11 protein-coding genes are annotated in these 11820 nt (G+C 37.4%); 9 read left to right on the top strand and 2 right to left on the bottom strand.

The window, feature by feature from the left end; all coding sequences use genetic code 11:
* The first annotated feature begins 1 nt into the window (after window position 1).
* The 6 genes from lgt to ACQKTA_RS06120 all read left to right on the top strand — a co-directional run bounded on the left by lgt (window position 2) and on the right by ACQKTA_RS06120 (window position 4716).
* Complete coding sequence (lgt, locus tag ACQKTA_RS06145; RefSeq protein ID WP_427813139.1) at window positions 2-832, top strand: prolipoprotein diacylglyceryl transferase; 831 nt, start codon at window positions 2-4, stop codon at window positions 830-832.
* A 118-nt stretch (window positions 833-950) separates the two neighbouring features.
* A complete protein-coding gene (locus ACQKTA_RS06140; RefSeq protein WP_427813138.1) occupies window positions 951-1961 on the top strand; it encodes an NAD(P)H-dependent glycerol-3-phosphate dehydrogenase in 1011 nt (336 codons plus the stop codon).
* Window positions 1962-1983: 22 nt separating this feature from the next.
* Window positions 1984-2877: a UTP--glucose-1-phosphate uridylyltransferase GalU gene (gene galU / locus ACQKTA_RS06135; RefSeq protein ID WP_427814517.1), complete on the top strand. Its 894-nt coding sequence runs from the start codon at window positions 1984-1986 to the stop codon at window positions 2875-2877.
* 163 nt (window positions 2878-3040) lie between these two features.
* Window positions 3041-3607, top strand: coding sequence for a TetR/AcrR family transcriptional regulator (locus ACQKTA_RS06130; RefSeq protein ID WP_427813137.1), 567 nt, complete (start codon window positions 3041-3043; stop codon window positions 3605-3607).
* Window positions 3608-3709: 102 nt separating this feature from the next.
* The gene (locus ACQKTA_RS06125) at window positions 3710-4147 is read left to right on the top strand and encodes a DUF948 domain-containing protein (RefSeq protein ID WP_332581456.1); all 438 of its coding nucleotides are present in this window, start codon (window positions 3710-3712) and stop codon (window positions 4145-4147) included.
* A 2-nt stretch (window positions 4148-4149) separates the two neighbouring features.
* Entirely contained in the window at window positions 4150-4716 is a 567-nt protein-coding gene (locus ACQKTA_RS06120; RefSeq protein ID WP_427813136.1) for a YtxH domain-containing protein, read from the top strand.
* Between the two features lie 44 nt (window positions 4717-4760).
* On the opposite strand, the gene ACQKTA_RS06115 is transcribed toward ACQKTA_RS06120, so the two are convergent.
* The gene (locus ACQKTA_RS06115; protein WP_427813135.1) at window positions 4761-5861 is read right to left on the bottom strand and encodes a M24 family metallopeptidase; all 1101 of its coding nucleotides are present in this window, start codon (window positions 5859-5861) and stop codon (window positions 4761-4763) included.
* Window positions 5862-6056: 195 nt separating this feature from the next.
* Between ACQKTA_RS06115 and ccpA the strand changes: the two genes are divergently transcribed.
* A complete protein-coding gene (gene ccpA, locus ACQKTA_RS06110) occupies window positions 6057-7061 on the top strand; it encodes a catabolite control protein A (RefSeq protein ID WP_332581454.1) in 1005 nt (334 codons plus the stop codon).
* A 55-nt stretch (window positions 7062-7116) separates the two neighbouring features.
* Here the strand turns inward: ccpA and treR are convergent, their stop codons facing one another.
* Entirely contained in the window at window positions 7117-7839 is a 723-nt protein-coding gene (gene treR, locus ACQKTA_RS06105; protein ID WP_427813134.1) for a trehalose operon repressor, read from the bottom strand.
* Window positions 7840-8168: 329 nt separating this feature from the next.
* Between treR and treP the strand changes: the two genes are divergently transcribed.
* Both treP and treC read left to right on the top strand, forming a co-directional pair.
* Complete coding sequence (gene treP, locus ACQKTA_RS06100) at window positions 8169-10115, top strand: PTS system trehalose-specific EIIBC component (RefSeq protein ID WP_427813133.1); 1947 nt, start codon at window positions 8169-8171, stop codon at window positions 10113-10115.
* Between the two features lie 19 nt (window positions 10116-10134).
* A complete protein-coding gene (gene treC / locus ACQKTA_RS06095; protein ID WP_427813132.1) occupies window positions 10135-11757 on the top strand; it encodes an alpha,alpha-phosphotrehalase in 1623 nt (540 codons plus the stop codon).
* The last annotated feature ends 63 nt before the right edge of the window (window positions 11758-11820 follow it).

Raw genomic sequence — 11820 nt, 5'->3', positions numbered from 1 at the left:
AATGGCTGGGCAAGTAAATCGCGTAGCATTTGAATTGTTTGGTCTTCAAATCTATTGGTACGCGATCATTATTGTTTCAGGTATTGCCTTAGCCTTGTGGCTAGCAAGCCGTGAAGCAGTCAGAGTCGGATTGAAAGAAGACGATATTACGAATTTTATTTTATGGGGATTACCGATCGCGATCATTGGTGCCCGCCTATATTATATTTTATTTGATCTAGGTCCGTATCTTGCTGATCCGATTCAAATATTCAATATTCGAAGTGGCGGCTTAGCGATTTATGGCGGTTTGATCGCCGCAATCATTGTGCTGATCATTTATACTCGCCATCATTTTATTGATCCATGGCTCTTTCTTGATGTTGTAGCTCCTAGCGTGATTATCGCTCAGGCAATCGGCCGTTGGGGGAATTTTATGAATCATGAAGCTCATGGCGGGGCTACTACTCGACAATTTTTAGAAAGTCTTCATTTGCCACAATTCATCATCAATAATATGTATATCGATGGTGCTTATCGCCAACCGACATTCTTATATGAATCACTGTGGAGCTTATTGGGATTCATCGTCATTATTGTATTACGAAAAAAAATGTCATTGAAACGCGGCGAAATCTTTTTGACCTATGTCACGTGGTATAGTTTCGGTCGTTTCTTTATTGAAGGAATGCGGACAGATAGCCTATATTTATTTGGCGGTATCCGTGTGTCGCAAATGTTATCATTGATCCTTTTTGTAGGCGCCATCATCTTATTGGTCTATCGCCGCAAAAAGTTAGTGAATATCAAGCCTTATGAGCGGGATAAAGGAACTAATCAGGCTTTAATTTAAGACAAATATAATGTTATTTATGCTATGATATTAGAAAAGAAAATCAACACAGGGAATCATTATGCTCGTCTCATTTTTAATGGACACATCCCTTAATAGAAACTAGGAGGAAGTCTCTGTGAAACAAAAAGTTGCAGTTTTAGGACCAGGATCTTGGGGAACCGCGTTAGCGCAAGTTCTTGCTGAAAATGGTCATGAAGTAAGACTCTGGGGAAATAACGTAGCGCAAATCAATGAAATCAACACATATCATACGAATCGTCATTATCTGCCAGATTTAAAAATCCCAGCCACGATCAAAGGTGAAACAGAACTAAAAGCTGCTGTGAAAGATGTTGATGCGGTACTATTCGTAGTACCAACAAAAGCGATTCGTTCAGTTGCACAAGAGTTTTCTCGTGTGGCAGAAAATCAACCAGTGATCATCCATGCTAGTAAAGGATTAGAGCAAGGTTCTCACAAACGTATTTCTGAGGTTTTAACCGAAGAAATTGCTGAAGAACATCGCAAAGGTGTAGTCGTTCTTTCTGGACCAAGCCATGCAGAAGAAGTTGCAGTTCATGATATTACAACGATCACTGCTGCTTGTGGAGATAAAAAATTAGCAGAGTATGTTCAAAAATTATTCATGAATGATTATTTTCGAATTTATACCAATCCTGATGTGATCGGGGTAGAAACTGGTGCGGCATTAAAAAATATTATTGCTTTAGGTGCAGGTGCATTACATGGTCTTTCTTACGGCGATGATGCTAAAGCAGCTATTATGACTCGTGGTTTGGCAGAAATCAGCCGTTTAGGTGTTGCAATGGGTGCCAACCCATTAACGTTTATCGGCTTAAGTGGTGTAGGTGATTTGATCGTAACTTGTACATCTGTTCATTCACGAAACTGGCGCGCTGGTAATTTATTAGGCAAAGGCCATAAATTAGATGAAGTATTAGAAAATATGGGTATGATCGTAGAAGGTGTTTCAACAACAAAAGCGGCAAAAGAATTGGCAGATCGCCTAGATGTAAGTATGCCGATCACTGAAACGATCTACGATGTACTTTACAATGATAAAGACGTTCGAGAAGCGTGTCGTGAACTGATGACGCGTGAAGGAACATTTGAAAATGAATTTTAATAGAAAGAGTGGGATAGTAGATATGCGAGTGAAAAAAGCAGTCATTCCAGCAGCTGGACTGGGTACAAGATTTTTACCAGCAACAAAAGCGATGGCAAAAGAAATGTTGCCGATCGTTGATAAACCAACGATTCAATTTATTGTTGAAGAAGCATTGAATTCTGGAATCGAAGATATCTTGATCGTGACTGGAAAAGCAAAACGCCCAATCGAAGATCACTTTGATTCAAATGTCGAACTAGAAATGAATTTGAAAGAAAAAGGTAAAACAGACCTTTTAAAATTGGTTGAAGAGACAACCAATGTCAATCTGCATTTCATTCGTCAATCACATCCTAAAGGGTTAGGCGATGCGGTACTTCAAGCTCGCGCGTTTGTAGGAAACGAACCTTTTGTCGTCATGCTGGGTGATGATTTGATGGAAGACCGCGTACCATTGACGAAACAATTGATGAATGACTTTGAAAAAACACATGCATCAACCATTGCTGTGATGCGTGTTCCAGAAGAAGATACATCCAAATATGGCATCATCGATCCAGGTGAGGAAGTATCGAAAGGATTGTTCAACGTTAAGAACTTTGTTGAAAAACCAAAACCAGAAGAAGCGCCAAGTAATTTAGCAATCATTGGTCGTTACTTATTGACACCTGAGATTTTCGAAGTCTTAGCAAAACAAAAACCAGGTGCAGGTGGAGAAATCCAACTAACTGATGCCATCGATACATTAAATCGTACACAACGTGTTTTTGCCCATGAATTCAACGGCAAACGTTATGATGTCGGCGATAAATTTGGATTTATGACAACCAGTATCGAATATGGCTTAACGCATCCGGAAATAAAAATAAAATTAAAAGATTATATCATTGCATTGGGTAAAGAATTAAGTAACGAAGCTAAACCCAAAAAATAAACCGAAAGCACAGAATTTAATTCTGTGCTTTTTTATATTGTTGGTTATTTAAAAAGACAGGTAAATGCAAAAATTGTCTGATTGTTATACTGATAAAAACTAGAAATTATTGTTTTATTTGTTATATAATATTTTAAAGAAGGATAATAGAATAGGAGGAACGATGAAAACATATCGATTGAATAAAGAAATAGTGATTAAATGTGCAATGGACTTAGTAGCCGAATCCGGTATTGAAGGGCTACGATTAAATAAGATTGCTGATCGTTTACAAGTGAAATCACCATCTTTGTATACACATACGGGAAGTGTGACAGAACTTCGAAGTACAGTCGTCTGCCAGGCAATGAATCAATTTCGGGAACAATTAGTAGATTCTTTGATGGGTCGCTCGCAACTTCATGCGTTTATTGAGCTAGGAAAAACATGGGCTAACTATGCTAAAAGTCATCGAGTTTTTTATACAGTATTTTATCAATCAGACTATCAATTGTTATATCAAGAAACAATTTCCGAATTTTTAACATCGGCATTCAAACGGATATTTTTTGATTTTGAACTTGATGAAAAAGGGATCAAACAAGTTGAGCGAGTAGTGACAAATTATTTCCGTGGATATACTGAAAATTTTGATGATTATTGTTTAGCTGAAATAGACTTAATCAGTGATTTAGAGATTATCTACAAAGGTTTGACTAAAAGTTTGAAGGGAGTATCTCAGGTGGTATAACTGAGATACTTTTTTCTCTTTTGGTTTTAGCTCTTTCTCTTTCATTAAATTACGTGTGAATGGTATAATTTAAGATAACAGAAGAAGAGAGAAGGCGATTGAATGAGTTTAGGGGGCATTGCAGCAATTATTGCAGCACTCGCTTTTGTAGTTTTAGTTATTTTTTTAGTCCGTGTGTTGCTCCAAGTATCAAAAACAGTGGAAAAAGCTGAAATAACAGTGACCGAAGCAAATACGACAATCGATGTTCTAACAAAAGACGTTGATTTGCTGATGCAGCAAGTAGAAGGCTTATTAGTCAAAGGCAATCATTTATTAAATGATATAAATGGAAAGGTCGAAACGATCGATCCATTATTTACAGCAGTTGCTGACTTGAGCGAAAGTGTTTCTGCATTGAATAATTCAAGTCGAAACTTAGCAGTGAAAGTTGGCGGTGTTGGAAAAAATGCAGCCAAGGTCAGTGCAGCAGGTAAAGTCGGAACAACAACCATGAAGTTTTTCAAACATCGTAAAGCTACAACGAAAACGGAGGGATAAGTATGGCGAAACGTGGAGGATTTTTAGCAGGTGCACTTATTGGAGGCGCAGCTGCAGCAGCAATAGCAATTTTACTAACACCTAAATCTGGTAAACAGATGCGTGAAGATTTAGCTAAAAAAACAGACGACTTTTTAGATATGGCTTCGGATTATACCGATGATTTTGTGAATAAGACAAGTGAAATGAGTTCGATCGTAAAAGACCGCGCATCAGATCTAAGTGATCAAGCGAGCGGGTTAGCTGCTAACGTTAAAGGAACGGTCGACGATTCAATGGATGAAATGGATGATATCACTTCAGACACGCTAGCAGATTTGAAACGTCAAAGTTCAGATTTGTCTGATCGTTTCCGTAAAGCATCAAAAGACGTGCAAGACGTAGTTGAAGATACTTCAGATGATATTGTGATCGATGTAAAAAATACACAAGAAGAAGCAAAAGATACAGTTTCGAAAGCGTCAGAAGAAGTTGATGAGAAAGCAAAAGATTTAAAAAAAGAAACGCCTGATTTATCTGAAATCAAAGAAGAATTAAAGGATGAAGTTGAAAAAAACAATCTTGAATAATCAAAAGTAAAAAGCCGCTATTCTTTAAGAATAGCGGCTTTTTTTTATAAAATTTGTAATTCTTTCGTTGTTTTAGTAAATGGAATACATCCATCTTTCGTTACATAGATACAATCTTCAATTCGAACACCGACATCGTTAGGAAGATAGATTCCTGGTTCAATCGAGAAGCACATACCTTCTTTCACTACAAGATCATTTCCGCCAACAATTTGCGGGAATTCATGGATCGTTGTACCAATCCCATGTCCTAGACGGTGATTAAAGTATTCGCCATAGCCATGACCAGCAATGACATCACGAGCAATTTTGTCTAATTCGCCGCAAGTGATCCCAGGTTTTACTGCTGCTTGAGCTTTTAGTTGAGCTTCTAAAACAATGTTATAGATGTCTTTTTGATGATCTGTTGGTTTGCCGCAAGCAATCGTACGAGTAGCATCGCTGCAATAGCCATCAACGATCGTTCCCAGATCGAATAAAACCAATTCGTTTTCTTTACACGTATTTTTACCAGGTGTTCCATGAGGACTGGCGGCATTTGGGCCAGCCAATACTTCAGTTGGAAACGACATTTCTTTAATGCCTTTCTTTTTTAATTCGTATTCGATCTCTGCCACGATTTCTTCTTCTGTAACGCCGGGACGAACATGTCTAAACCCAATTTCAAAAGCTAAGTCGGCTGTTGATCCGGCGGTTATCAAACGTTGGCATTCTGCTTCAGTTTTATATAATTGCAGTTCTTGGATCAATGGAGTTAGATCAGCTGAAAAATCAGTATTAGTAAAGGCATCACTTAAGCGAGCATAGCGGTCTAAAACCAGTTGATTTTTTTCTAGTGCCATTTTTTTTGGCGCACCATAACGTTGTTTGATTTCATCGATGATCAATGAAAAGGGATCTTGACTATCTAGGTAACCAACGACATCGTATTCGAAGCTACTCGATTTGGCATCTTCAACTTCTAATCCAGGGGCAAATAAGAAAGGATCTTTTTCTAATGGAATAAATAAAGCTAGCACACGTTCCATTGGATTGCTTTCAAAGCCAGAGAAGTAACCGATATGACTAGCATCCGAGATATACGCTAAATCAACTCCGTTCGTTTGCATCCAACTTCGTAATTCGTTAAGTTTTTCTTGGTTCATCATACTTCCTTCTTCCTTTTAGTATCATAATCATTGTAACACTAATAAAAAATATTGGAAAATGCTGTATGTAAAACGTTTACATTGTTTTGGAGAAAAATGTGTAAAACGGTTGCAATCAGTGAAACAACGTGCTATTATCTTTTAGAAATGTAAATGACATTTTCTGAAAACATTATTAAAAGGAGTATATCCATGGAAAAGCAAACAATTACGATATATGATGTTGCTCGTGAAGCAAATGTTTCAATGGCAACCGTTTCTCGTGTGGTTAACGGCAACCCAAATGTAAAACCAACAACTCGCAAAAAGGTCTTAGAAGTCATCGAACGTTTAGACTACCGTCCCAATGCTGTTGCACGTGGTTTAGCAAGTAAGAAAACAACGACTGTCGGCGTCATCATTCCTGATGTCAGCAATATGTTTTTTGCATCATTAGCTCGCGGAATCGATGATATCGCAACAATGTACAAATACAATATTATTTTGGCTAACTCTGACGGGGAAGCACAAAAAGAAGTAAACGTTTTGAACAATTTATTAGCAAAACAAGTTGATGGTGTGATCTTCATGGGACATCGTATTACAGACGAAATCCGTGCAGAATTTTCACGTTCAAAAACACCGATTGTTTTAGCTGGTTCAATTGATCCTGACGAACAAGTAGGCAGTGTAAACATTAATTATGCAGCAGCTACCAAAGAATCAATTGATTTATTAGCAAAACATGGCAATGAAAAAATTGCGTTTATTAGCGGAGCATTGATCGATCCAATCAATGGACAAGCACGTTTAGGTGGATACAAACAAGCATTAGCTGAAAATAATTTAGAGTACAATGAAGGCTTGATTTTTGAAGCGCTTTATAATTTTAAAGAAGGTTTAGCTTTGACGGACCGTGTCTTAAACAGCGGAGCTACTGCTGCTTACGTAACAGATGATGAATTAGCTATTGGTTTATTAGATGGTTTGCTTGATAAAGGAATCAAAGTTCCGGAAGATTTCGAAATCATCACAAGTAATGATTCATTGTTAACTGAAGTGGCTCGTCCTCGCGTAAGTACGGTAACACAACCTTTATATGATATCGGCGCGGTTTCAATGCGTTTGTTAACAAAAATGATGAACAAAGAAGATGTAGAACAAAAAACGATTGAATTACCACATGGTATCATCGAAAAAGGATCTACTAAAAATTAATCAGTAAAAGACGCGAAAGTTTTCTTTCACGTCTTTTTTTTGTAATTTGTGCATTTTACATCATAGAAGGATGGCGGCGAGCAAAATCGAAAAAGCGAAATTTATCAACTTGATGACGGCTTTCCGTATATTGGAATTGGCGGGCGTCATTGGTAAAGACACGACTTTTTACCGATACAATATTAATGTCATGTTGATTTAAATCAAGAAGCTCACGATCTTCAGCTGTTAAAGCATCGATGATGATCTCTTTTTCAGCAAAAGCGATCGTCAATCCCAATTGGTTCTCAAAGTAACGATAAATAGAATCTTTCGCAATTTCGGTATCTAACTCTGGGACGACTGAAGTCAATAACAGATCTTTATCCAATATGACTTTTTTTTGATCGATGGCTCGTGTACGAATCAAGCGCCAACAACTTACACCTGCTTCAAAACCAGTGATGTTGGAGAGTTGGTCATCGATAATGATTTTTTTTAAGCTGACCACATCTGTACTGCTCTCATAACCATAGGAATTTTGTAATTCTTTATAGCTGGTTAGACCTGAAACAGGAAAGCGCAATTGTTCCCGTCTTAATACTAATGATCCCTTGCCTTGGATTTTTTGAATATAACCATTAGCCATTAAAAGCGATAGTGCTTTACGAATAGTATCTCTTGAAACATTGTAAGTTTGCCGTAATTTATTTTCACTAGGTAAAAAAGTATCTGGCTCATAGATCCCTTTTAAGATCCCGCGTTCAATCGTTTGATAAATCACTTCATAATTCTTCATTGATTCAATCCTCCAAACTTGTCCGTATAAGTAGTTCAATTATACAAAGAAAAAATCAGCAAGTAAAATATAGAATTGATTTATCTGAAAAAATAAATGAGAAAACTTTTATTTTAAACACAACTTGTTGGGTAATGTACCAACCTGTTCGTTATAACAAGACTACCTTTTAGTTTATAAAGTTCGTTATTCTTCATCAAGATTAAAAAAAAATGATAAAAATAGAAAACGTTTAAATGTAAGCGATTTACAAAGGTTCGAAAAAACTTTATAGTAAACATATTAATTGAACTTATCCATACAAGTTAATTTATTCGGAGGGAAAAAAGATGGGAAAATATGAAAAGGATTCAAAAGATCTGCTAGCAGCCATCGGTGGCAAAGAAAATATTTCAGCCGTTACACATTGTGCTACACGGATGCGGTTTGTTTTGAATGATCCAAAAAAAGCAGACGAAAAACAAATTGAAGATATCCCAAGTGTAAAAGGTATGTTTACCAATGCAGGTCAGTTCCAAGTAATCATTGGGAACGATGTTGCTACTTTTTATAATGAATTTGCAGATGTTTCTGGTGTAAAAGGCGTCTCTAAAGAAGCGGCCAAATCGGCTGCGAAACAAAATCAAAATCCAGTTCAACGAGCAATTACGCTATTAGCTGAGATTTTTACACCATTGTTACCAGCAATCATTGTCGGTGGTTTGATTTTAGGGTTTCGTAATATTTTAGAAGCTGTGCCAATGGGTTGGTTAGATGGTCAAACGATCGTTCAAGCATCACAATTTTGGGACGGAGTGAATAGTTTCTTATGGTTGCCAGGTGAAGCGATTTTCCACTTCTTACCAGTAGGGATCACTTGGAGCATCGCTCGTAAAATGGGAGCAACTGAGATTCTCGGAATTGTTCTCGGAATTACTTTAGTTTCTCCACAATTATTGAATGCGTATGCAGTAAACGGAACGACAGCAGCAGAAATCGCAAAAGACTGGACATGGAATTTTGGCTTTTTTACTGTCGATAAAATTGGTTATCAAGCTCAAGTTATTCCTGCGATGTTGGCTGGATTCTTATTAGTATATCTAGAACGGTTCTTCCGCAAACGTATTCCTGAAGCTGTATCAATGATTTTTGTTCCATTTTTCTCATTGATTCCAACAATTATTGCCGCACATCTTATTTTAGGACCAATTGGTTGGAAAATCGGAACAGCTATTTCGGCAGTTGTAAATGCTGGCTTGACTTCAAGCTTTAGCTGGTTGTTCGGCGGTATCTTTGGAGCTCTGTACTCACCATTAGTAATTACAGGCCTACACCATACAACTTTAGCAATTGATACACAATTAGTAGCTGATTTTGGTTCAACTAATTTATGGCCAATGATTTGTTTATCAAATATTGCTCAAGGTGCCGCAGTTCTTGCAATCGTCTTTGCTCACCGTGGAAATAAAAAAGAAGAACAAGTTTCGATCCCATCTGTTATTTCAGCATGGTTAGGTGTAACTGAGCCGGCGATGTTCGGGATCAATTTAAAATATACCTATCCATTTATTGCTGCAATGATCGGTAGTGGGATTGCAGGTCTATTCGTTACTTTATTCAAAGTTCGTGCGTTATCAATCGGTGTTGGAGGCCTACCTGGAATCTTAGCGATTCGTCCACAAGACTATTTGATTTTTGGAATCGGTATGTTGATTGCGATCGTTGTTCCATTCTTCTTAACATTGACATTCCGAAGAATTGGATTATTTAATAAAATCGATCGTATTGAAGAAGACAATGTTCCGTCATTAGATAATGAAACAACTAAAAAAACAGGAGCTATTGTAGAATTATTTGCACCGATCACAGGATTACTTCAGCCGTTAAGCAAAGCGAAAGATCCAGTTTTTGCAGAAGGCATGATGGGTCAAGGGGCAGTCATCGAGCCTAGTGAAGGAAAACTAGTTGCACCGTTTGATGGTCATATTAGTTTGCTTTTCCCAACCAAACATGCGATTGGATTGGTTAGTAATGAAGGAACAGAAGTATTAATTCATATTGGAATCGATACTGTAAAATTAGACGGGCAATATTTCACGAGCCATATTAAGCAAGGCGATACAGTGAAAAAGGGTCAGTTGTTAATGGAATTTGATATCGACGCGATTAAAGCTGCCGGATATGATGTTCAAACACCGATCATCGTGACAAATTCTACAGATTATCAAGTGGATTCATTGATTGAAGAAGCACCGGTCACAAATGCAGAAAAAATCTTAGTAGCTACTGAGTTATAGAGAGAAGTTGGAGGACATAATGAGTTTTAAAGAGCGAGTAATCTATCAGATCTATCCAAAATCATTCATGGACACTAATCGAGATGGGATGGGGGATCTTCAAGGGATCACACAAAAAATTCCATATTTAGAAAAATTAGGAATCGATATGATTTGGTTAAGTCCAATCTATAAAAGTCCGCAAAAAGACAACGGGTATGATGTTGCAGACTACACAGCAATCAATCCAATGTTTGGTACGATGGAGGATTTCGATACGTTGATTAAAACCGCTAAAGCTCATGGAATCGAGATCATGTTAGACATGGTTTTCAATCATGTCTCAATCGAACACGAATGGTTCCAAAAAGCTTTAGCGGGCGATAAGAAATATCAAGATTACTTTATCTTAAGAGATGAAGTTACGGATTGGGTCTCAAAATTTGGCGGGAATGCCTGGGCACCGTTTGGAGACACAGGGAAATATTATTTGCATCTTTATGATGTGACTCAAGCCGATTTGGATTGGCGAAATCCAGAAGTACGTGAAGAGCTGTTTGATGTATTACACTTTTGGATGGACAAGGGAATCAAAGGTTTCCGATTTGATGTGATCAATGTAATCGGAAAAGATGAAGTCTTGGAAGATTGTCCACAAGACGATGGAAAACCGGCCTATACAGATCGTCCGATCAATCATGAATACATCCAGATGATGAATCGTTCGACTTTTGGCAAAGACCCCGAGATCGTTACGGTGGGGGAGATGAGTTCTACTACGATTGAAAATTGTGTGTTTTACACAAATGAAGAGCGTGAAGAATTAACGATGACATTCAATTTCCATCATTTAAAAGTGGATTATGAAGATGGAAAAAAATGGACGCAAGCGCCATTTGATTTTGAAAAATTAAAAGAGCTTTTCCATACATGGGGAACACAAATGAGTGAGGAGCAAGGGTGGAATGCTTTGTTCTGGAACAATCATGATCAACCACGTGCGATTAATCGTTTTATTGAGGGTAAAGAACATCGAGTTGTAGGGGCTAAAATGCTAGCCAGCATGATCCATCTTAATCGAGGAACTCCCTATATTTACATGGGGGAAGAAATCGGTATGATCGATCCAGATTTTGATTCGATGGATCAATACATCGATATCGAAAGCTTAAACGCGTATCAAGAACTTTTGAATGCAGGGAAAAAACCACAAGAAGCGTTTGAAATTGTTAAAAGCAAATCGCGTGATAACTCTAGGATTCCGGTTCAATGGACAGCTGAGCAATATGGTGGTTTTTCTGAAGTAGAGCCGTGGATCAGTGTAGGGAAATCAGTTCCTGAAATCAATGTCGAAAAAGAACTCAATGAAGGATCGATCTTTAGCTACTATCAAAAGTTGATTCAACTAAGAAAAGAATATCCTGTGGTTGCTAAAGGAAGTTATGAAGCATTTGCTTCAACAGATCAACAAGTTTATGGCTATATCCGACGTTTTGAAGATCATCGTTTACTGGTCCTAAATAATTTCTTCCCAACAGAAACCACGATTGAAATACCAAAAGAATTTTTGGCTGGAAAAATTTTGATCAGTAATTATGATGAACAAAAGATAGCAGAGCAGGTCATATTAAAACCGTATCAATCACTAGCAATTTATTGCTAGAAAAAGCTGAGACTAAAGTAGAAATACTTTTGTCCCAGCTTTTTTTGATTGCTGAAGCGAAAT

Source organism: Enterococcus sp. 22-H-5-01, assembly GCF_050310005.1.
Taxonomy (GTDB): domain Bacteria; phylum Bacillota; class Bacilli; order Lactobacillales; family Enterococcaceae; genus Enterococcus_A; species Enterococcus_A hailinensis.
The sequence above is the reverse complement of the archived record's forward strand: the minus strand, read 5'-3'. Positions and strand labels throughout refer to the sequence as shown.

Coding starts and splice junctions, on each gene's coding strand:
- ACQKTA_RS06130 (WP_427813137.1), top strand. CDS start 3,041: ATGAAAACATATCGATTGAATAAAGAAATAGTGATTAAATGTGCAATG.
- galU (WP_427814517.1), top strand. CDS start 1,984: ATGCGAGTGAAAAAAGCAGTCATTCCAGCAGCTGGACTGGGTACAAGA.
- ACQKTA_RS06120 (WP_427813136.1), top strand. CDS start 4,150: ATGGCGAAACGTGGAGGATTTTTAGCAGGTGCACTTATTGGAGGCGCA.
- treR (WP_427813134.1), bottom strand. CDS start 7,839: ATGAAGAATTATGAAGTGATTTATCAAACGATTGAACGCGGGATCTTA.
- ACQKTA_RS06115 (WP_427813135.1), bottom strand. CDS start 5,861: ATGAACCAAGAAAAACTTAACGAATTACGAAGTTGGATGCAAACGAAC.
- lgt (WP_427813139.1), top strand. CDS start 2: ATGGCTGGGCAAGTAAATCGCGTAGCATTTGAATTGTTTGGTCTTCAA.
- ccpA (WP_332581454.1), top strand. CDS start 6,057: ATGGAAAAGCAAACAATTACGATATATGATGTTGCTCGTGAAGCAAAT.
- ACQKTA_RS06125 (WP_332581456.1), top strand. CDS start 3,710: ATGAGTTTAGGGGGCATTGCAGCAATTATTGCAGCACTCGCTTTTGTA.
- treP (WP_427813133.1), top strand. CDS start 8,169: ATGGGAAAATATGAAAAGGATTCAAAAGATCTGCTAGCAGCCATCGGT.
- treC (WP_427813132.1), top strand. CDS start 10,135: ATGAGTTTTAAAGAGCGAGTAATCTATCAGATCTATCCAAAATCATTC.